General features: G+C 64.4%; 18 protein-coding genes and 1 pseudogene. 9 read left to right on the top strand and 10 right to left on the bottom strand.

Annotation, left to right across the window (positions count from 1 at the left end; genetic code table 11):
- Positions 1–5 precede the first annotated feature (5 nt).
- Complete coding sequence (locus tag C4E04_RS03080) at positions 6–1,073, top strand: Gfo/Idh/MocA family protein (protein WP_109594854.1); 1,068 nt, start codon at positions 6–8, stop codon at positions 1,071–1,073.
- Between the two features lie 3 nt (positions 1,074–1,076).
- On the opposite strand, the gene C4E04_RS03075 is transcribed toward C4E04_RS03080, so the two are convergent.
- The 4 genes from C4E04_RS03075 to C4E04_RS03060 all read right to left on the bottom strand — a co-directional run bounded on the left by C4E04_RS03075 (position 1,077) and on the right by C4E04_RS03060 (position 4,854).
- Positions 1,077–1,514 (bottom strand): GNAT family N-acetyltransferase, encoded by a 438-nt coding sequence (locus tag C4E04_RS03075; protein ID WP_162559252.1) that lies wholly within the window; start codon positions 1,512–1,514, stop codon positions 1,077–1,079.
- On the bottom strand, positions 1,511–2,335 hold the full coding sequence (locus C4E04_RS03070) for an ABC transporter permease (RefSeq protein WP_109594850.1): 825 nt from the start codon (positions 2,333–2,335) through the stop codon (positions 1,511–1,513). The genes C4E04_RS03075 and C4E04_RS03070 overlap by 4 nt, the downstream gene beginning before the upstream one ends.
- A gap of 4 nt (positions 2,336–2,339) precedes the next feature.
- Positions 2,340–3,287, bottom strand: a complete 948-nt coding sequence (locus tag C4E04_RS03065; protein WP_109594848.1) for an ABC transporter permease — start codon at positions 3,285–3,287, stop codon at positions 2,340–2,342.
- Positions 3,288–3,354: 67 nt separating this feature from the next.
- Entirely contained in the window at positions 3,355–4,854 is a 1,500-nt protein-coding gene (locus C4E04_RS03060; protein ID WP_109594846.1) for an ABC transporter substrate-binding protein, read from the bottom strand.
- A 137-nt stretch (positions 4,855–4,991) separates the two neighbouring features.
- Between C4E04_RS03060 and C4E04_RS03055 the strand changes: the two genes are divergently transcribed.
- The 6 genes from C4E04_RS03055 to C4E04_RS03030 all read left to right on the top strand — a co-directional run bounded on the left by C4E04_RS03055 (position 4,992) and on the right by C4E04_RS03030 (position 11,065).
- Positions 4,992–6,089, top strand: a complete 1,098-nt coding sequence (locus C4E04_RS03055; protein WP_109594844.1) for an anhydro-N-acetylmuramic acid kinase — start codon at positions 4,992–4,994, stop codon at positions 6,087–6,089.
- A 15-nt stretch (positions 6,090–6,104) separates the two neighbouring features.
- Entirely contained in the window at positions 6,105–7,130 is a 1,026-nt protein-coding gene (locus tag C4E04_RS03050) for a serine hydrolase (protein ID WP_109594842.1), read from the top strand.
- A 103-nt stretch (positions 7,131–7,233) separates the two neighbouring features.
- Entirely contained in the window at positions 7,234–8,127 is an 894-nt protein-coding gene (locus C4E04_RS03045; protein WP_109594839.1) for an N-acetylmuramic acid 6-phosphate etherase, read from the top strand.
- Positions 8,128–8,174: 47 nt separating this feature from the next.
- Positions 8,175–9,077 (top strand): N-acetylglucosamine kinase, encoded by a 903-nt coding sequence (locus C4E04_RS03040; protein ID WP_109594837.1) that lies wholly within the window; start codon positions 8,175–8,177, stop codon positions 9,075–9,077.
- A 167-nt stretch (positions 9,078–9,244) separates the two neighbouring features.
- A complete protein-coding gene (locus tag C4E04_RS03035; protein ID WP_109594835.1) occupies positions 9,245–10,036 on the top strand; it encodes a DUF4239 domain-containing protein in 792 nt (263 codons plus the stop codon).
- A gap of 78 nt (positions 10,037–10,114) precedes the next feature.
- Entirely contained in the window at positions 10,115–11,065 is a 951-nt protein-coding gene (locus tag C4E04_RS03030; protein WP_109594833.1) for a sugar kinase, read from the top strand.
- Between the two features lie 43 nt (positions 11,066–11,108).
- Here C4E04_RS03030 and C4E04_RS03025 read toward each other — a convergent pair whose 3' ends face one another.
- The 5 genes from C4E04_RS03025 to C4E04_RS03005 form a co-directional block, all read right to left on the bottom strand.
- Positions 11,109–12,689 carry a peptide chain release factor 3 gene (locus C4E04_RS03025; RefSeq protein ID WP_109594831.1) on the bottom strand — a complete coding sequence of 527 codons (1,581 nt, stop codon included), beginning with the start codon at positions 12,687–12,689 and terminating at the stop codon, positions 11,109–11,111.
- A gap of 304 nt (positions 12,690–12,993) precedes the next feature.
- Positions 12,994–13,935, bottom strand: coding sequence for a glucokinase (locus C4E04_RS03020; RefSeq protein WP_371682075.1), 942 nt, complete (start codon positions 13,933–13,935; stop codon positions 12,994–12,996).
- Between the two features lie 101 nt (positions 13,936–14,036).
- Positions 14,037–15,845 (bottom strand): glycoside hydrolase family 15 protein, encoded by a 1,809-nt coding sequence (locus tag C4E04_RS03015; RefSeq protein WP_109594827.1) that lies wholly within the window; start codon positions 15,843–15,845, stop codon positions 14,037–14,039.
- 4 nt (positions 15,846–15,849) lie between these two features.
- Positions 15,850–16,629: a trehalose-phosphatase gene (gene otsB, locus C4E04_RS03010; protein WP_109594825.1), complete on the bottom strand. Its 780-nt coding sequence runs from the start codon at positions 16,627–16,629 to the stop codon at positions 15,850–15,852.
- Between the two features lie 244 nt (positions 16,630–16,873).
- Positions 16,874–17,404: a helix-turn-helix domain-containing protein gene (locus C4E04_RS03005; RefSeq protein ID WP_109594823.1), complete on the bottom strand. Its 531-nt coding sequence runs from the start codon at positions 17,402–17,404 to the stop codon at positions 16,874–16,876.
- A gap of 78 nt (positions 17,405–17,482) precedes the next feature.
- On the opposite strand from C4E04_RS03005, the pseudogene C4E04_RS03000 reads away from it, so the two are divergent.
- A pseudogene (locus tag C4E04_RS03000) lies at positions 17,483–18,142 on the top strand (glutathione S-transferase family protein).
- Between the two features lie 54 nt (positions 18,143–18,196).
- The gene (locus C4E04_RS02995) at positions 18,197–18,751 is read left to right on the top strand and encodes a DUF1697 domain-containing protein (protein WP_109594821.1); all 555 of its coding nucleotides are present in this window, start codon (positions 18,197–18,199) and stop codon (positions 18,749–18,751) included.
- Between the two features lie 71 nt (positions 18,752–18,822).
- Here C4E04_RS02995 and C4E04_RS02990 read toward each other — a convergent pair whose 3' ends face one another.
- Positions 18,823–20,154: an HlyD family type I secretion periplasmic adaptor subunit gene (locus C4E04_RS02990; protein WP_109594819.1), complete on the bottom strand. Its 1,332-nt coding sequence runs from the start codon at positions 20,152–20,154 to the stop codon at positions 18,823–18,825.
- Between the last annotated feature and the right edge of the window lies 1 nt (position 20,155).

Raw genomic sequence — 20,155 nt, 5'->3', positions numbered from 1 at the left:
CTGCCATGGGCACGAAGCGGGTTCTGGTGGTCGGGCTCGGCAATATGGGCATGTCCCATGCAATGGCCTACGACCGCATCGAGGGGTTCGAGGTCGTGGGGCTCTGCACCCGCAACATCGACGAGGCGCCCCTGCCGGCATCCCTGCAATCGGCCCAGCGCTTCAGCCGCTATGAGGATGCACTCGCGGCGCTCAAGCCCGACGTGGTCTCCATCAACACCTGGTCGGACACCCATGCCGATTATGCGATCCGGGCCATGGAAGCCGGCGCCCATGTGTTCGTCGAGAAGCCATTGGCCGACACGGTTGCGGATGCCGAGCGCGTCGTCGAGACGGCAATTCGGACGAAGCGCAAGCTCGTCATCGGGTACATCCTGCGCCACCATCCATCCTGGATGAAGTTCATCGAGATCGCCAAGACCCTCGGGCCGCCCCATGTCTTCCGCATGAACCTGAACCAGCAATCGAGCGGCCCGGCCTGGGAAGCTCATAAAAGACTGCTCCAATCCCTTTCGCCCATCGTCGATTGCGGCGTGCACTATGTGGACGTGATGTGCCAGATCACTCGCGCGAGGCCTGTGCAGGTCCATGCGGTCGGCGCCCGGCTGACGGACGACATGCCGGCGGGCATGTACAATTACGGCCACCTCCACGTGAAGTTCGAGGATGGCTCCGTGGGCTGGTATGAGGCCGGCTGGGGACCGATGATGAGCGAGACGGCCTATTTCGTGAAGGACGTCATCGGCCCGAAGGGCAGCGTCAGCATCGTCATGGCCGAGACCGCAGGTGGCATCCGGTCGGACGACATCAATGCCCACACCAAAACGAACCGGATCCTGCTTCATCATGCAGGCCTGAACCCGGATGGCACCTTCGCTCGCCGCGACGAGCCCATCGATACGGCTGACGAGCCCGATCACGATGCCCTGTGCGAGCGCGAGCAGCGTTTCCTCCTGCGCGCCATCGACGAAGACCTGGACCTGACCGACCATATGAAGGATGCGGTCCGATCCCTGCGGATTGTGCTTGCGGCAGACGAGTCGGTGCGCTCAGGTCAGGTTGTCAGCCTCTAAGGCTCAATCCCTGACGTAGAGGACGAAGCTGCGGATTTTTCCTGCAAAGTCCCGTTCGTATTCCCGCTCAACGCGCCAGCCATGCCGTTCGTAAAATCGGCGTGCACCGGCATTGTCGCGGAAGCATTCGAGGCTTTTTGCTCCGCGCCTCTCCGCCTCGCGAAGCAGGCTAAAACCGCCGCCCTGCCCGCTGGCTGTCGGTGTCATGAAGAGCATGTCAATATGCCCGTCGGTCATGAGGAGGAATCCCGACGGGACCTCGTCCGCACAGACTACGAGCATCCGCCTCCATGCCTCCTCGAAGCGGTGCGCGAAGAAGGCAGCATCGCGCCCAGCGAGGACCTCTTCCTCGAGGATTGCCGAGAAGGCGGCGCGGTAGGATGCCTCTGCGATGTCTGCGAGCGCCGGAGTATCCTCCCACGTCGCATCCCTCACTTTCACGATTGTCCCCGGAGACGCGGATCGAGCGTGTCGCGCAGCGCGTCACCGAGCAGGTTGAAGCCGAACGACAGGAACAGGATCGCGAACCCGGCGAAGATCGCGCTCCACGGGGAGAGCTGGAGGAAGTTGCGCCCTTCGGAGAGCATGAGCCCGAGAGACGGCGTCGGTGGCTGCGTCCCCAGACCAAGGAACGAGAGCGAGGCCTCCACCAGGATCGCGGCCGAGAGGAGAAGGCTCGTCTGGACCAGGATGACCGAGGCGAGGTTCGGCAGGATATGAAGGAAGATGATGCGCCCGTCTGACGCGCCGATGGCCTTGGCGCCCGCCACGTATTCGCTCTCGCACAGGACGAGGGCCGGGCCGCGCAGGAGACGGGCGAAGATCGGCGTATAGACGACCGCGATGGCAGCCGCTGCACTGTAGGTGTGTGGCCCGAGAACCGCGATGATACCGATGGCGAGCAGCATGACCGGGAAGGCAAAGAGCACGTCCATGACGCGCATGATGATGCGGTCAAGCCAGCCGCGGTAGTAAGCTGCCACGAGCCCGAGAGTCCCGCCAGCCATGAGGGCGATGCCGACTGCCAGGACGCAGGCGATGAGCGATGTCCGGTATCCGTAGAGGATGCGCGCCAGCACGTCGCGTCCCAGTTGGTCAGTCCCGAGCCAGTTGAGGGCAGTCGGCCCCTTCAAACGGCGAGCGATGCTCTGTGCCATGGGGTCATAGGGCGCGAACCACGGCGCGCCGATCGCAAGAATGATCTGCAGCGCCACGAGGATGACGGCGAAGGTCAGGAGTTTGTTCTTGGCGAGACGCGACACGGCTTCAGGCCCTCACCCGCGGATCGACGATCATGTAGAGAAAATCAACGAGGAAGTTCACGAAGACGAACCCTGCCGTCACCACCAGGATGGTGGCCTGGATCAGCGGATAATTGCGCTCCGCGATGGCGCCGAGGATGAGGCGGCCGAGGCCCGGAATGGCGAAGACCTGCTCGACTACGATGGCACCGCCGAGAAGATAGCCCGTCATGATGCCGACGCTGGTGAGGAAGGGGATCAGGGCATTGCGCAACGCGTGCTTGTAGACGACGCGGCTTTCGCTCAAGCCCTTGGCGCGCGCGGTGCGGACGTAATCCTGCCCGAGGGCATCGAGCATGGCGGACCGCACGAGACGCGACAGATTGGCGAGGATCGGCAACGCCAGCGCGACGGAGGGCAGGATCATGCGCTGAAGATTGCCGACGGGATCCTCCGAGAACGGCACGTAGCCGAGAGACGCGAAGCCAGGTGCATAGGCCGAGAACAGGAGGATCAGGACGATTCCGAGCCAGAAGGACGGGATCGTCAGCCCGGCAATGGCTCCGATACGCATCGCGACATCGGCGCCGCGCCCCCGCGTCTGCGCCATCCAGCAGCCGAGTGGCACGGCCAGGACGGCACCGATGAGGAGGGACAGGAAGGTCAGCTCGAGCGTCGGCCAGAGATTGATGAGGATCTCGGTCGCAACGGGCCGCCCGGTCCACAGGGATGTGCCGAAATCACCCTGCAGGGCAGCGCCGGCCCATCTCAGGTACTGCTCGACGAACGGCCGGTCGAGGCCGACGCGGCTGTTGAGCTCCGCCATGCGCTCGGGCGTGATCTCCGTATTGGCGCCGAGCATGATCGCCACCGCGTCGCCCGGGATGAGGCGGATCATCAGGAAGACGATGATCGAGACGCCGAAAAGAACGACGACCAGATCGATCAGACGCGAGAGCAGGATACGACTCATCGTGAATTCGTGTTGACGCTCAAAAAAAATCCCGGCGCCGCCCGATGCGGCGCCGGGGAATACAGGATTAGAGGCTCGCGTCCTTCAGGGTCACGAGCGAGCGGTTCGGCATCACGTCGTAGCCCTTCAGCTTATCGCGCATGGCCGAGAAGAGAGTGCCGTAGGTCAGGTGCGCCACCGGGCCCGAGCAGGCGAGAGTCTTCTGCACCTGATCGTAGGCGGTCTTGCGCGCGGCCTGGTCCTGGAGAGTACGCGCCTTGTCGAGCAGCTGGTCGATCTCCGGGTTCGAGTATTTGAACACGTTGGTCGAACCGCCGGTGCGGAACGTGCGGTAGAAATACTCGTCCGGATCGGGGCTGCCGGCATTGATGGAGGCGAACATGTCGAAATTGCTGTTGCGCCAGTCCTGGATGAACTGCCCCTGCTCCTGGTTCTTCAGCTCGACCTTGAAACCGGCCTTGTTCAACTGCTCCTGGACAACCTGGGCGATGTCCTTCACGTCCTGACGCGGCAGGACGTTCATGGTCACGGCCACGGGCATCGCGACGCCGGCTTCCTTGAGCAGAGCCTGTGCCTTGGCTGGGTCGGGCTTGTAGCAGGAGAATTCCTTGACATCGAGCGCCCAGGATTTCAGGGCCGGCGACAGGGGGCCGCCAGGGACGCCGGCGCCGAAGAGCGCCGCATCGACGATCTCCTGGCGGTTGATGGCGTAGTTCACCGCCTCACGCACCTTCGGGTTGTCGAAGGGCGGCTTCGAGACGTTCATGCCGATGAGCATGTAGGCGAGGTCCAGAGTCTCGCCGAGCTTCACGTTGGGCTTGCCCTTCAGCTGCAGGGCCGTCGCAGCGTCGATATTGGGAAGCAGTGCATACTGGCCGTTAGTCAGGCCGACCTGGCGAGTCGCCGATTCGGGCACGATGTTGAACTTGAGGCCTGAGAGCTTCGGCGTGCCCTTCTGCCAATAGGCGTCGTTTTTCGCGAGCAGGATGAAGCCGTTGGGCTGCCATTCCTGGAACTTGAACGGGCCCGTGCCCACCGGCGCCTTCTGGAGGGCGTCCTTGTTGGCCTCCACCTCGCTCGGCACGACCGCGATAGTCGCAAGCGACGACAGGAGCGGCGCGGATGGCTCCTTGAGCGTCAGTTCCACGGTCAGCGGATCGACCGCCTTGGCGCTCTCGATGGCGGACAGGCGGCTCGCGAGCGGCGAGGCAATGTCCTTGCTCTGCACGCGCCGGATCGTCGAGACCACGTCCTCGGCCGTCATGTCCGAGCCGTCATGGAATTTCACGCCGGAGCGCAGCTTGAACGTGTAGGTCTTGCCGTCAGCCGAGACGTTCCAGGATTCCGCAAGGCCGGGAATGACCTTCAGGTCCTTGTCGATGGCCGTAAGGCCCTCATAGATGTTGCCGTTCACCACCATAAAGCTCGGAAAGGCGGTGATGAGGTGCGGATCGAGGCCCGTGGGCCCGTTATCCATGCCGATCTCCAGCACCTGGGCCGAGGCCGAGGCCATGGCCGCCATCATGAAGCCTGCGCCGATGGCGCCGCGCAGTACCGACCTGAACATGCGTCTTTTCTCCCTTGCAAGCCGCTGAGGTTTTATAGGCCATCCCTCAGGACCTGTCATGGTCCAATATCATACCACTCTAGACCGGCTGTTGGGCTATGCTATGGTTCCGCCGGACAGGCATTCCGGAGAGGTCGATGGTCCAGCGTTTTCCCATGAAGGCAATCGGAGTCATCAGCGGCACGTCCATGGACGGGATCGACGTGTCGATCGTCGAGACGGACGGGGACACGATGGTCCGCCCCGGCGCCGGCCGGACCTATCCCTACCCGGACGACCTTCGGCGGGAGCTGCTGGCGCTGATCGCCGAGCCCGCGCGCGCCCAGAGCGAGCCGCTCGAGAACCTCGACAAAGCCGTCACGGATGCGCACGTGGACGCCATCCGCCGCTTCATGAGCGAGAACGGAATCGATCCGGCAGAGGTCGGCCTCATCGGCTTTCACGGGCAGACGGTCTATCACCGCCCGGAAGTCCGATTCACCCGCCAGCTCGGGCTCGGCACCCGCGTCGCCGCGGCACTCAACATCGACACGGTGGACCGGTTCCGCCATGCGGATGTCGCTTCCGGCGGCGAGGGCGCGCCCTTCGTTCCACTCTATCACCGCGCCCTTGCAAGCGGCCTTGCCCAGCCCCTGATGATCCTCAACCTCGGCGGCGTCGGCAACGTTACCTATATCGACGGCGACACGGTGATCGCGTTCGACACCGGCCCAGCAAGCGCCCTGCTCGACGACTTCGTTCTCCGGCGCCGCGGCATCGCCTTCGACGAGGGCGGGCGCCTCGCGGCATCGGGCACTGCCGATCCGCAGCTCGTCGCCGCCTTCATGGCAAACCCGTTCTTCGACCGCCCTGCCCCCAAATCCCTCGACCGGCAGGATTTCCATGCCAGGGCCAAGGGCGTCGAGGCGCTCTCGGACGAGAACGGCGCCGCAACATTGGCGGAGTTCACGATCGAGTCCGTCGTGGCTGCTCTCCGTCATGTGCCGCAGGCGCCCCGACGCTGGCTCGTAACCGGCGGTGGACGGCGCAATGCCCATTTCATGAAGCGCCTGCGCGAAAAGCTTGGCGTGAGCGTCGATCCCGTGGAGAGCGTCGGCTGGAATGGGGATTTCCTCGAGGCGCAGGCCTTCGGCTATCTCGCAGTTCGCTCCGTGCGCGGGCTGCCATTGAGCCTTCCGACCACGACCGGAGTTCCGCACCCGATGCCGGGCGGCGAATTGCACCGCGCCGCCTGATATTCCGGAAAAGAGATGCTGAATAACATTGTCGAACAGGCCTTCGCGCCGGCTCTCGAAGCGATCCGCCGCGGCGCTATTCCCGGTGCGGTTCTCGGCATCGCGACGGCGGATGGACGCAGCGCCGTGCACTTTGCCGGAGCGGCGCAGATCGAGCCGGAGCAGGAGGATATCTCCCGCGACACTTGGTTCGATCTTGCCTCCCTCACCAAGGTCATCTTCACGACCACGCGCATCCTGCGCCTGGCCGAGGAGGGAAAGCTCGACCTCGATGCACCCCTGGTGACGGCGCTTCCGGACCTGCGCCAGTACGACATGAACGCCGCCGAGCGAAAGCTCACGTTCCGCCAGTGCCTTGCACACCAGACGCATCTTCCGGCGGTCGAGCCGCTCTATACCTACGGGCAGGATCCGCAGACCCTGCGTGCGTTCATCCTCCAGCGCGTGTGGCAGTCCGGCCCTCCGGTCTATTCCGACATTAATTTCATGCTGCTCGGCATCGCCATCGAGCGCCTCACCGGGCAGGCGCTGATCGACCAGCCGCTCCCGCCGCTTCTCACCTTCCGGCCCAACCCGCGCCACTGCGCCGCCACCGAGCGCTGCACGTGGCGCGGGCGCGTCATCCGCGGCGAGGTGCATGATGAGAACGCCTTCGCGCTCGGCGGCGCCTCCGGCCATGCGGGCCTGTTCGGGACCATCGACGGCGTGCTGGGCTTTGCCCGTTCCATCCTCGACGGCTCAGCCCTGTCCCCCTCCTCCCTTGAGGCCATCAGGAAACGCGAATCGGAGAAGCGCACCGTCGGCTGGGAGGGAGCTTATGCGGGCTGGCATGGCGGGGATGCCTGCTCGCCCTCCACCATCGGCCATACGGGCTTCACGGGCACCGGGCTCTGGATCGACTTCGAGCGTGGTCTTGCGTGGTCCCTGCTCACTAACCGCGTCCATCCCTCTCGCCACACGGATAGCGGGATCTTGCCCCTGCGCCGGGCAACCGGCGAGCAGGTGATCGCGCGGTTCGATGCCCTTACGCAACAGGCCTGAAAATCTTCGGCGAAGCACGCCTCGGATCTCTCGGGCCAAGCCTTGCGCCGATTGCTGAAAGCCGCAACTGGACCTATATTGGTCTGCAAGAAAGCAAGCGATCATGCCCACCGAAAACTTCAGCACCCGTTTCCAAGACCTCGACGCCTGGCCGAGCTCCGACATTCTCTCCGCCTTCTATGAAGGGCAGCTCGCCGCCGTCGCGGCGGTGCGGCCCGCGCTTCCGGCTATTGCGGCCGCGGCCGAAGCGGCCGTTGAGAGGCTCCGCCGGGGCGGGCGCCTTGTCTATGTGGGCGCGGGAACCTCGGGCCGGATCGGCGTTCAGGACGGCACGGAGCTGCCTCCGACCTTCAACTGGCCGGACGACAAGCTCGTGTACCTCATTGCGGGCGGCGAAGGCGCGCTTTTGAAGGCCGTCGAGAACGCGGAGGATTCGGTCGAGCAGGGAATTGCCGGCATCCGGGACTCCGGCGTCGGGCCGGACGATATCGTGATCGGCGTGGCGGCCAGCGGCCGGACACCCTTCACCATCGCGGCCCTGGAGGAAGCGAGGGCTCGTGGCGCCCAGACCATCGGCATCTCCAACAATCCTGCCGCTCCCATCCTGGACGCCTGCTCGCATCCTATCCTGGCGGATACGGGCGAGGAGGTCATTGCGGGATCGACCCGCATGAAGGCCGGCACCGCGCAGAAGGTCATCCTCAACCTCCTGTCCACCCTCATCATGGTGCGGCTCGGGCGCGTCTATCGCGGTCTGATGGTGCATATGCGCGCCACAAACGCGAAACTGCGCCGCCGCAGCGAGATCATGGTGTCCCAGATCACCGGCTGCGATGACGCCACCGCCATCGAGGCCCTGCGCCGGGCGAACGGCGACATGAAACTCGCTTCCCTCATCGCCTTAGGCGTCGACCCGTCGGAGGCGCAGGGCGCCCTGACGCAGAGCGATGGAAATCTTCGTGAGGCCCTGTCGCACTTCCCGGGGATTTCGTCCTAGGATAGCGTCCCGAACCGGCAGACGGAATATCGGAGAAGCAGGGCACCATGGGGCTGGGGCTTGGCATCGACGCGGGAGGAACGGCGACGCGATGGCGCCTCGTCGATCGTGAGGGCACCTGCCTTGCGCAAGGCTCCGTGGAGCCGCTCACCGGACACCTGTTCTCGACAGCCGCCGAAGAGCGCGCCAAGCGGATCAGCAGCGAGCTCGCCCAGGCCGTCACCCAGACCGGGAGGCCTGCGGGAATCGTCGCCGGCATCACGGGCCTGACCCGCGATACGCGGGCCGAGGCCGTCATGCGCGGCATTCTTGCCGAGGCTTTCGACCTTCCCTCCGCCAGGATTTTCGTGGCCGAGGATATGTGGATCGCCTACCTGTCCTACTTCGCTCTCGGCGAAGGCATCCTTGTCTACGGGGGAACCGGCTCCATCGGCTATTATCTCTCGTCGGACAAGCAAGCGATCCGCATCGGCGGCCGGGGCAACCTCATCGATGACGGCGGATCCGGTTTCTGGATTGCGCGGGAGGCGCTGAAAGCGGTTCTGCGCAAGGAGGAGGAGAGCCCCGGCGACGGGTGGACAACCCCTGTCGGAACCGCGCTCGCAAAGGCGCTCGGGGGAACCGAGTGGGACACGGTGCGCGCTTTCGTCTATGGGGGCGACCGGGGCCGAATCGGCCTCCTGGCCCGGGCCGTCGCGGATGCCGCACAGACGGGCGACCTTCTCTCCCTGAACATCCTTCGCGAGGCGGGTCGTGAGCTGGCGCGGCTCGCCAACAGCCTGATCAAGCGCGTCGGGCCGCGCCCTGTCGCGCTGGTCGGTGGCGGGACGCGCCTTCATCCGATCATCGGGGCGGCCTTCCGGCAGGAGCTATGCGCGCCCGTCGACGTGATCGATACGGATGTCGATGCCGCGATGACGGCCGCCCGGCTGGCGGCACTGGTCGAGTGAGTCTCCTCCACGCATGAGTCGCGAAAGGCAGCCCACCCAGCCGGAAGGAGCGCCCGCCTCCTCGCATGGGCCGCAACAGAAGCCGCAAACCATCGAACCAAAGCGGGATTCCCCTTTTCTTCATCACATTCTAGTGTCGCGTCCCTTTTGCGTTCCTGGAGAGACCTTTGATTTTCGAAACTTGGCTCGACATGCCCATCTGGGGGATCTTCATCTCACTTGTCGTGACCTTCTCGCTCTCCGCCTTTGTCATTTACTGGCTGAGCTTCGGGAAATACGTCAAACCTTATTCCTCCACCTTCACGGGAGTCGTGGCGCCCTTCTTCGGCGCTGTGGCCGTCCTGTTCGCCCTCATGGCGGGTTTCCTCGCGAACGAGGTCTGGGAGCGCAACCGCCAGGCGGCGCGCACCGTTCTGGGCGAACGAGAGGGCCTGCTGGCCGTGCAGGCCATCAGCACCGCGACCGTGACCGATATGGAGGACATCCGCGCGGCCGCGCGGCTTTATGCCGAGGCCCTGGTTCAGGAAGAATGGCCGCGCATGCTTGATCAGGAGAGCTCGGCAAAGGCGGGGCAGGCCCTGCTCGACCTGCTCACGCGCATCTCGAATCCGCAAATTGCCGTAGAGGCAGGGTCTGCCGCCCAAACGGCACTCCTCGATACGGTGCTCAAGCTCCGCACCACCAGGGACGACCGGCTTGCCCTGAGTGGAGACCAGACCGACAGGACGAAGTGGACCGCCGTCCTGATCCTGGCCTTCATTACCCAGGTGGCTATCGGCATCGTGCATCTGGAGCGCCCACGGGCGCAGGTCGCGGCTCTCGTAATCTTTTCCACGGCAGCCGTGACGACCCTGGGGCTCATCGCAATCCGTGAGCGACCTTTCGACGGCCCGTGGCGCATTTCCCCACGGCCCATCATGGAGGCGCTGCACGTCATCTCGAAGCCGGCGGTGCCTTGAGCTTGCCGGAGGAAGGTTGCACAATCGCCGGGCCTTGGGCAAAGCTCGTTGCCCTTATCATGGGATGAATGTTGCGCAATGGATGCTCTTTTCGTCGGCCAGACCTATATCGACGTGACCTTCCTGGCGGATGAGATTCCGACCGGGGACGACAAGACGGTGGCGCGGGATTACGCCATCTCGTTCGGCGGCAATGCGGTCACGGCGGCCTTTGCCTGCGCCAAACTCGGCATCGCGCCCGATCTTCTGACCTCCGTCGCGGACGATTATCTGGGCCGCATGTTCATCGACATGGCGGCGAAATATACGATCCCGGTCCATCATCGGAAGGTCCGGGAATCCTCCCTGTCTTTCATCATGCCGCGCGGCGGCAAGCGCGCCATCGTGCGCTGCCGCGACGACCATTACCTTCACCCCGTTCCGCCGCTCAACCTGACGGGATGCCGGGCGCTGCACCTGGACGGTCACCAGGCCGATGCCGCCATGCATTACGCCCGCACCTGCCGCGAAGCGGGCATCCTCACGTCCCTCGACGGCGGCGGCCTGCGCTCGAACACGCACGAACTCCTCGAGTTCATCGACGTCGCCATCGTGGCCGACCGCCTCTGCGAGCAGATGAACCTGACCCATGGTGAGATGCTCACCTACCTGAAGAGCCGGGGCTGCAGGATCGGCGGCGTGACGTTGGGTGAGCGTGGTCTTCTCTGGTACGACGAAACGGGCGCCGAAAGCGTCATGCCGGCCCTGTCCGTCCCGGCCGAAGCGGTGATCGACACCAACGGCGCAGGCGACACCTTCCACGGGGCCTATGTCTACTCGGCCATGGCGCGACCGGATCTTCCCTGGCGCGAGCATTTCATTCTGGCACGCGCGGCTTCGGCCTACGCGATCCAGCATCTCGGCAACGAGGCGAGCCTCCCGACCCTTGCGGACATCGCGGCAACGCAAGCGGCCTTCCCGGAAAACCGCCTGGGCGCGTTCGTCATGGAAGATGCGCCGCAAAAGCGCGGGCTGAAGAGCGCGGGCTAGAATATTTCCGGCGAAGCTGTGCCTCGCCGGGAACGCGGCCTCTTCAGGCCTTCTTCTGATAGTCCTTCACGTCCGAGAAGCGGATCGCCTTGTAGCGGTCCTGCTCGTATTGCAGGTTGAAGGCATTGGCCGCCATGAAAACGGGCGCCTCGTCGAGGTCCCGCGCCATGGCCGAGAGGTGGCTGTCGACGAACTTGTCGAGCTCGACCCGGTCGTCCGACGAGATCCAGCGGCAGATCGAGAAGCGCGTCGGCTCGTAGTCGATGGGCAGGCCGTATTCGGCCTGCAGGCGCTCCTTCAGCACGTCGAGCTGGAGCGCGCCGACGACACCCACGATGGCACCGGACCCGTCCTGCGGCACGAAGAGCTGCACCACGCCCTCCTCGGCCATCTGCTGCAAGGCCTCGCGCAGCTTCTTCGCCTTCATGGCGTCCTGCAGCTTGATGCGGCGCAGGATCTCCGGCGCGAAGCTCGGAACACCGCGGAAGACGATGTCCTCGCCTTCCGTGAGCGTGTCACCGATGCGCAGGGTGCCGTGGTTCGGGAGACCGACCACGTCGCCGGCCCAGGCTTCGTCGGCAATGGCCCGGTCCTGAGCGAAGAAGAATTGCGGCGCGTTGAGGCTCATGGGCTTTCCGGTGCGCACGAGCTTCGCCTTCATGCCGCGGGTGAGCTTGCCCGAGCAGATGCGCATGAAGGCGATGCGGTCCCGGTGGTTCGGATCCATGTTGGCCTGGATCTTGAACACGAAGCCGGTCATCTTCGGCTCACCCGCTTCCACAAGGCGCTTGTCCGCCTCCTGGCCGCGCGGTGGCGGCGCATATTCGGCCATGGCGTCGATGAGATCGCGCACGCCGAAATTGCGAAGGGCGCTGCCGAAGAAGACGGGCGTAAGATGGCCCTCGCGGAAGGATTCGAGATCGAAGGGCTTGCAGGCCTCGCGGGCGAGCTCCACCTCCTCGCGCCACGTCTGGAGTTCTTCGGCCGGGAGGAGCTTGTCGATGGCAGAATCCTCGGGACCGGACACCTGGATCGGCTCCTCGTCCGTGTCGATGCGCCGCACCACGTTGCGACGCAGATCGAAGGTGCCGGCGAAACTGCGGCCCTGGCTCATGGGCCAGGTAACGGGCGACGTATCGAGCGCAAGGGTCTTCTCGATCTCGTCGAGGAGATCGAAGGGGCTGCGGGCCTCCCGGTCCATCTTGTTGATGAACGTCACGATCGGAATGTCGCGCATCCGGCAGACTTCGAAGAGCTTGCGCGTGCGCGCCTCGATGCCCTTGGCGGCGTCGATGACCATGATGGCGGAATCGACCGCCGTGAGCGTGCGATAAGTATCCTCCGAGAAGTCCTCGTGGCCGGGCGTATCGAGCAGGTTGAAGACGCACCCGCCATATTCGAAGGTCATCACCGAAGTCACGACCGAGATGCCGCGCTCCTTCTCGATGCCCATCCAGTCGGAGCGCGTCGAGACGCGATTCTTCTTGGCCTTCACCTCGCCTGCCAGCTGGATCGCTCCTCCGAAGAGGAGCAGCTTCTCGGTCAGCGTGGTCTTACCGGCGTCCGGGTGGGAGATGATGGCAAAGGTGCGGCGGCGGCCCACAGGGGCCGGAAGATCGGTCATGGCTCTCGTAGTTCTCTGGGCAAAGCCCTGGGGATGAGGGCAAGACGCCGCAGCGCCGCCCCCTTACGTCTCATGGGGTTTCAACCCATATTGGTCTTTCCCGTCAACAGTGAAAGGAGGTGATCCAGTGTCTCATTGTCATACGAAGCGGTTCCCGACCACCGTGGCCTGGATCTTGGCCTCTGCCGAGATTCGTGCGTAACGCACAAGGCGCGGTCCTGTCGGACCGCGGACCCGACAATGGAAAGGCCGCCTCCGGGCGGCCTTTCTTTTTTGCCTTCGGTTCTTCGCCTCCGTCTGAGGCTCAGGCCCGTATCCAGCCCTGGGACTGGTAGACGAAGCGCCTGGGGTAGGTCACCAGGGCGGCCAGCCCCTGGAGGGCGGGCTCCCGGTTGACGATCACGAAAGCCGGCACGGACCGGGCCCAGCTGTCGTGGGGAGCCTTGCGGTCAAAGGCCTCCCTGAAGCCGCCCTGCTGCAGCACGTCGACCATGCGCGGCGCAATGCCGCCGGCGATGAAGACCCCTCCGGCGGCCTCGAACGTGAGTGCAAGGTCGCCGGCAAAGCGCCCGAGCCAGCGGGAAAAACAGTCCAGGGTCTCCCGGGCCAGGGTGTTCCCACTTTTTGCGGCATCGAGGATGTCGTTCGGGACGGTGAAAGGACAGGGCTCACCCCGTTTCGAGGCCAGCGCCTTGGACAGGCGGAAAATGCCGGGGCCGGACAGGACGACCTCGGCGGTCACACGCCCGCCCACCCGCTCGAGATGGGGCCAGAGGCCCATTTCGTCGGCGTCCACGGGACCGAACTCCACGTGGCCCGCCTCGGTGGCAAGAATTGCGAGGCGATCCTCGACCGGGACGAGCGCCGCCGCCCCGAACCCTGTTCCGGGCCCCAGGACGAGCCTTGTCCCAGGCCCGGCCTGTCCTGCCTCACCCAGGGCTGCAAGGTCGCCCCGGGCCTCGTCGAGGACCGTCACGGAGGCGGCAACCGGCGTATAATCGTTGACGAGGACCACCCGCTCCAGCCCGAGAGCCGTGCCGATCTCCTGCGCGTCGATGGTCCAGTGTGCGTTCGTGAGCCGGATGACGGGCCGGTCCACCCGCGTCGCCACGGCAAAGATCGCAGACCGCGGAGCCGGGCCGTCATAGCCCTCGAGTGCCTTTCCGATGGCCTCGACCGGGCCGGACGCCTGTGCGGTCAGGGTACGGGGCAGAAGACGAACGGGTTCCTCGGGCGCCGGAAGAATGGCGAAACGGGCATTGGTGCCGCCGATATCGCCGAGCAGAACGGGAAACGCGAACATCGAACCTTAGCGACCTTTCTGCTCTTGTGGCCGTTGCGGGAGGATCAGAACGCTTCCTCCCAGCCGCGGCTGAGGCGAACGGCAGAATTGATGAGACCCACCATGGAGTAGGTCTGCGGAAAATTGCCCCATAATTCCCCGGTCGTGAAGTCCGCATCCTCCGAAAAGAGGCCGAAAGAGTTCCGCAGTTTCAGGATCTCCTCGAAGAGTTCGCACGCTTCCTTCTTGCGCCCCGTGACGTTGAGAGCGTCCACGTACCAGAATCCGCAGATCATGAACGCCGTGTGCATGAGGCCGAAATCGTCTTCCACGTCATAGCGCAGGAGCAGGTTGCCCCGGCGCAGGGCCGCCCCGATAGCGTCGACGGTGGCGACGAAACGCGGATCCTCCGGAGCGACGAAGCTCAGCTCCGCAAGGAGCAGCAGGGTTGCATCCAGATGATCGCCGCCAAAGGACGAGACGAAGGTCCCCTTCTCCCGATTGTAGGCCCGGGCATCGATGATCGCGTGCATGCGGTCAGCATGCTCGCGCCAGAAGGCGGCGCGATCCGCACGGTTCAGGGCCTTGGCGATCTTGGCCAGTCGGTCGCAGGCGGCCCAGCACATGACGCTTGGGAATGTGTGAACGGCCGCCTTCGTCCTCAGCTCCCAGGGGCCGGCATCGGGCTTGTCGAACACCTCGATGGCGCGCTGGCCGAGCTTTTCGAGATGCTCGAAGAGGGCTTGGTTGCCCGTCCGGATCAAACGCTTGTCAAGGAACGCATGGGTCGAGGCGAGGACGATGCTGCCATAGGCGTCGTTCTGGATCTGCGTATAGGCGGCGTTGCCGACGCGGACAGGGCCCATCCCGCGATAGCCCGCGAGCGCCGTGGCCTCGCGCTCTTCCAGGTCGGGCGAGCGGGTGATGCTGAAGAGTGGCGGCATATCCCGCAACTCGGGCTTCGCCTCCGCATCGTCCACGATATTGGTGATGTAGGTGAGGTATTCCTCCATGGTCTTCGTGGTTCCAAGCCTGTTCAGGGCCTGAATCACGAAATAGGCATCACGCAGCCAGCAATAGCGGTAATCCCAGTTGCGCTGGGTGTGCGGTGCCTCCGGGACAGAGGTGGTGAGCGCCGCCACAATGGCGCCGGTCTCCTCGTAATTGCAGAGCTTGAGGGTGATCGCGGCCCGGATCACGGCTTCCTGCCAGTCGAACGGAATGGACAGGGAGCGGACCCAGTCGCGCCAGAAATCGACGGTCTTGTCGAGGAACTCGCGCGCCGTGGTGTCGGCTTCAGAGCGCAAAGGCTCGTCCTCGCCGAAGAAGAACGAGATGGGGCGCTCCACCACGAAGGGCCGCTCCTCGTCCACATAGGAAATCGGCGCATCCGTCGTCAGCCGCAGCGACCGGTGCGGACCGACGAAGCGCAGATGGTTGCTGCCGCGCGTTTTGGCAGGAGGCAGTTCGCCCCATTCGAAATGCGGCCGCAGCCGCACGCGGATACGCGGCCGCCCCTTCACGGGACGGACGCGGCGGATGAGAAGCGGCGGGCGGAAGGTCCGGTCGTAATGCTTGAAGCGCGGCGCGAAATCCGTGATCTCGACGATGTTGCCGAAGGAATCGGTCATCGTGGAGACGAGAACGGCCGTGTTCTCGAGGTAATGCTGCTCGCAGGTCTCGAGGCCGACCAGGTCGATGGCGAAGATGCCGCGCTGCTCGGCATCCGGCTGGTCCTCCGGGCTGTCGAGCAGGTGCGAGAAGACCGGATCGCCGTCGAAGCGCGGGAAGCAGCTCCAGACGATATGAGCACGGCGATTCACGAGAGCCGCGATCATGCAATTGCCGATGACGGCAAGGTCGAGCGAACTCATATGGTCAATTGCCCCCTTGGAAAGGAAAGGAGCCCCCTTCGGCCCAGACCGACAGGGAATGCCTCAGTTCGGCAGGCGATCCAAGACGCTCATGTGCGACCGTTTCGCCCGCTCCGATGCGGACCGAAAAGCCTCCCATGGCGTTCACCGTCCTGAAGCCGTTCTCGTCGGTGAGATCGTCTCCGATGAAGACGGGGCGGCGGCCCCGATACGGAGCCTGCTGGAGAAACTTCTCGATCACCTTTCCCTTGCCGGCAGCGGACGGAAGGATCTCGGCCACGGCCTTGCCGAACTGGACCCGGTAATCGCTTCCGAGCGCCTCAAGCGCCGCGTGGACGGTGGCATGCACGAAGTCGCGCTCGATGGGCGCAAGGCGCCAGTGAATGGCGACGGAGCACCCCTTGTCCTCGATCAGGATCCCGGGCTTCGGGCGGAAAACGGTTTGAAGGCGGTCCACCATCTCGCGCAACCGCGGATGATCGTCCGGATCGCACAGAAACAGGTGTCCGCCGATGCGATGTTCGAGCCCGTGCAGGCCCGCAATGTCGAAACGGTGCTCGCCGAGGCGCGCATCGAGAAACGCGATGGGCCGCCCGCTGATGACCGCGAGAGCGCCGCCGAGGCGGGTTTCGAGCTCTGCCAGGACCTTCGGAAGAGCAGGATCGACGAAGACCGCATCGGGCCGTTCGACGATATCGACGAGCGTCCCGTCGAAATCGAGGAAGAGCGCCCAATTCTCCTGCGTTTCGGATTGCGGGGCGGTTTTCAAAAGAATCTCATGCATGAACACGCGGCTGCCTTACACCTGCTTGGTTTGTCCTCCGACCACGCCAACGCTTGCTGTCACGGCAGGCGTTTCGCACGCTGGGCGCCTGCATGGACGCGACGTGTCCTGGAGCGAAACTTCTTAAATAGCGTCTTTCTCTTGAATGGGGGTTGAATGCGGCGGAATCGGAACGGCCACGCTTTAACTCGCGAGGTCTGGCAAAGTTTCCTCCGCGACTTATGGGACCGGATAACCGGTCAATCTAGGAGCCGACATCATTGTCTTGCCGACCGATACGCCTCCCGGGTTCAGCCGCAACGACGTGCTCGAAGGCCTTTTGCAATCCCTCGCGCACGGATCGACCAGGCTCCGGTTGGCCGAGATGGATATGGCGCAACTCGGCCATAAGATCGTTCCAGAGAGCCGGGCCTCCCTCCTCAAGCAATTGGGCGCGGATCGAAAGCTCCGCCGATACCGGCGTATGCCGCCGGCCCCAGGCGCCCATCTGTGCGAGAAGGGGTACGAGTTGGATGGCAGGCTCCGTCAGGCTGTAGAGCGCCTTCTGCCGATGGGTGGGATCATCGCTCTTCGTCAGGAGCCCCGCATCCACGAGCCGCCGCAGGCGGTCGGCCAGGATGTTGGAGGCGATCCCCTCCTCCGACCGGGTCAGCAATTCCCGGTAATGGCGCCGGTTCCCGAAGATGATGTCCCGAATGACGATCAGGCTCCAGCGATCCCCCAGCATTTCGAGGGTCAGGTTGATCGGACAACCCGACCGGTGCGTGGCGTTCATGGCAAGCTCCTACTGCTTGCAAAATAAAACCAGTCTGTTTAGGCTGCAACTGCTTGCAAAGTGAAATCGGATAAGACCATGTCCCTGCAGCTCTTCGCCCATCCCTTCTCGTCCTATTGCCAGAAGGTGCTGACGGCCCTCTATGAAAACTAGACCCCCTTCACGCTCCGCTTCCTCGGGCCTGAGGAACCTGAAACCGGAGCCGAGTGGGCCGACCTTTGGCCTCTCAAGCGCATGCCGGTGCTTCTGGATGGGGACCGGGCCGTGATGGAATCGAGCATCATCATCGAGCATCTGGGCCTGGAGCATCCGGGCCCGGTCCGTCTGCTGCCCGAGGATCCCCGCGCGGCGCTGGACGTGCGGAAGCTGGACAGGGTCTTCGACCTTTACGTCATGACGCCCGTGCAGAAGATCGTCTTCGACAGCATCCAGGCGGAACCGCAGCGTGATGCCCATGGGGTTGCCGAGGCGCGGAAGATGCTCGATTCCGCTTATGCCTGGCTCGACCGCGCTCTCGCAGGCCGGGAATGGGCTTCTGGCGACGGGTTCAGCCTGGCGGATTGTGCAGCGGCACCGTCGCTGTTCTATGCGGATTGGGTGCATCCGATCGGCGCAGATCACACCGTCCTCAAAGCTTACCGCCCGCGACTCCTCACCCGCCCCTCCTTCGCCCGTGCGGTCGATGAGGCCAGACCTTATCGTCAGCTCTTTCCGCTCGGCGCTCCCGACAGGGATTGATCGGCTCGCCCGAAGAGGCGCAAGCTGCGCCGGTACGATACGGACTCCATCGGCATGTCTCTCAAAGTCGCCCTCATGCGCAGCATCCTAGTCAATGGCCAGCGGGTGAAGATGGAGGACGCGCGTGCCCTCGTGACTAAAGTGGGTGGCAAGGATGTGCGCTCGGTGATCGCGACCGGCAACCTGCTTTTCCGCTCGGACGAGGCACCACGAATCCTTGAGGACGCATTGGAGAAGGCTTGCAGCGACTTCTACGGTCGGGCGACCGAGATGGTGGTCAAGACCTCGGGTGAATGGCAGGCGCTCCTTGCGGCTAATCCCTTTCCGGAGGAGGCCGCCCGCGCCCCGTCCCGTCTCTTGGTCTGGGCCATGCGCACGCCCCTCCCGGACAAAGGACTGGAGCAGCTTCTCCGCCGGGCCAGAGGCCCGGAGCGTATCGCGCGCACCGAAAGCGGCGACCTTTACGTCTGGTTCGGCGAGTCTCTCATCTCGGAATCCAAGATCCCAGCGGGTTTCAGTTTGAAAGCCCTCGGGACGGTCGGGACCAACCGCAACTGGAACACCGCGATGAAGATCGCCCAGGCGTTCGGGGCCATGGCACGAGGATGAGCCCCTTTCCGTGAAGGGCAAAAAGAAAACGGCCTTGCGGCCGTTTTCCAGTCTCGTCGGAGCAGGGTGTTTTAGTGCTCGCGGAAGGCGCGGGCGATCTGCTCTTCCATGGGCTTGAAGAAATACTCGAAGGGCGTGCGCTCGTTGACCTGCACAAACACCTCGGCCTGCATGCCTGCCATGAGCTTGAGGTTCTCCAGGCGCTTGATCTGATCCGGCGGCAGATCCACCCGGATCGTGTAATAGGTCACGCCCGTCTGCTGATCCCGCGACACATCCGCCGAGATCCGGCTCACAGAACCGTGCAACTCGGGGATCATGCGCTGGTTCGAAGCGTGTACCCGCACCGTCGCCTGCTGGCCGATCTTCACCTGGTCGATGTCGTTGGGCATCACCTTGGCTTCGAGTTCGAGCTTGTCATTCGTCGGCACGATCAGCATCACGGGCTCGGCCGGCGAGATCACGCCGCCGATCGTGTGCACGTTGAGCTGATGCACGAAGCCCGCGCTCGGCGACCGGATGTCGGTGCGCTTGAGCTGGTCCTCGGCGGCCACGCGCCGTTCCGTGTATTCCGCAATGCGGCCCTGGATCTCGCGCAGCTCCTTCAGCGCGTCAGCCCGCATCTCCTCGTCGATCTGAATGATCTGGAACTGGGTCTCGGCGATGCGGCCCTCGGCCTGCGCCACAGCCGCAATGAGCTGGCCGCGCTGGCCCTCGATGCTCGCCGCGTCCCGCTCCAGCGCGTTCAGGCGCGGAAGCTGCACGAGGTTCTTCTGGTAGAGCTCGCGCACGCCCTTGAGTTCTTCCTTGATGAACTCGGCCTCGCGGGCTTTTGCGTCCTGCTGCGCCTTCAGGCCGACGATCTCGTCCTGCGACTGGGCGATCCGCTTGCGCAGCTGGTCCTTCTGCGCGTCGCGCGCCGAGCGGCGGGCATCGAACAACGTCCGCTCGGACGTCATGATGGTCTTGACGCCCGGCTCATCAAGGCGATTGGCGAACTCTTCCGGGTCCTTGACTTGGCCGGCCCCGTCCCGCTCCGCCTCGAGGCGGGCGCGGCGGGCGACGAACTCGTCGAGCTGCTTGGTAACCAGGAGGAGGTTGGCGCGCGTCACGGTCTCGTCGAGGCGGACCAGAAGATCGCCGGCCGCGACCTTGTCGCCCTCCTGCACCTTCAACTCACCCACGATGCCGCCCGTAGCATGCTGCACCTTCTTGACGCTGGTATCGACCACGAACTGGCCGCCCGCCACTACAGCGCCCGAGAGGGTCGCGGTCGCGGCCCAGAGGCCGATGGTGCCGGCGAACAGCGCAATCATGGCGCTGCCCGCAATCGTCGCCTGGCGGAGGGCCTTCTCGTGAATCGAGGCCTTCGGCTTCGGCTTCTGAAGGATCATCGTCGTCATG

The organism is Microvirga sp. 17 mud 1-3 (genome assembly GCF_003151255.1).
Taxonomy (GTDB): Bacteria; Pseudomonadota; Alphaproteobacteria; order Rhizobiales; family Beijerinckiaceae; genus Microvirga.
Note: the sequence above shows the minus strand (reverse complement) of the source record. Positions and strands in the feature narration are given on the sequence as shown.

Excerpts from the sequence above, each read along its gene's own strand:
- C4E04_RS03060 (WP_109594846.1), bottom strand. The coding sequence starts at position 4,854 with ATGTTCAGGTCGGTACTGCGCGGCGCCATCGGCGCAGGCTTCATGATG.
- C4E04_RS03040 (WP_109594837.1), top strand. The coding sequence starts at position 8,175 with ATGGGGCTGGGGCTTGGCATCGACGCGGGAGGAACGGCGACGCGATGG.
- C4E04_RS03050 (WP_109594842.1), top strand. The coding sequence starts at position 6,105 with ATGCTGAATAACATTGTCGAACAGGCCTTCGCGCCGGCTCTCGAAGCG.
- C4E04_RS03045 (WP_109594839.1), top strand. The coding sequence starts at position 7,234 with ATGCCCACCGAAAACTTCAGCACCCGTTTCCAAGACCTCGACGCCTGG.
- C4E04_RS02995 (WP_109594821.1), top strand. The coding sequence starts at position 18,197 with ATGTCTCTCAAAGTCGCCCTCATGCGCAGCATCCTAGTCAATGGCCAG.
- C4E04_RS03055 (WP_109594844.1), top strand. The coding sequence starts at position 4,992 with ATGGTCCAGCGTTTTCCCATGAAGGCAATCGGAGTCATCAGCGGCACG.
- C4E04_RS03025 (WP_109594831.1), bottom strand. The coding sequence starts at position 12,689 with ATGACCGATCTTCCGGCCCCTGTGGGCCGCCGCCGCACCTTTGCCATC.
- C4E04_RS03015 (WP_109594827.1), bottom strand. The coding sequence starts at position 15,845 with ATGAGTTCGCTCGACCTTGCCGTCATCGGCAATTGCATGATCGCGGCT.
- otsB (WP_109594825.1), bottom strand. The coding sequence starts at position 16,629 with ATGCATGAGATTCTTTTGAAAACCGCCCCGCAATCCGAAACGCAGGAG.
- C4E04_RS03030 (WP_109594833.1), top strand. The coding sequence starts at position 10,115 with ATGGATGCTCTTTTCGTCGGCCAGACCTATATCGACGTGACCTTCCTG.
- C4E04_RS02990 (WP_109594819.1), bottom strand. The coding sequence starts at position 20,154 with ATGACGACGATGATCCTTCAGAAGCCGAAGCCGAAGGCCTCGATTCAC.
- C4E04_RS03005 (WP_109594823.1), bottom strand. The coding sequence starts at position 17,404 with ATGAACGCCACGCACCGGTCGGGTTGTCCGATCAACCTGACCCTCGAA.
- C4E04_RS03080 (WP_109594854.1), top strand. The coding sequence starts at position 6 with ATGGGCACGAAGCGGGTTCTGGTGGTCGGGCTCGGCAATATGGGCATG.
- C4E04_RS03065 (WP_109594848.1), bottom strand. The coding sequence starts at position 3,287 with ATGAGTCGTATCCTGCTCTCGCGTCTGATCGATCTGGTCGTCGTTCTT.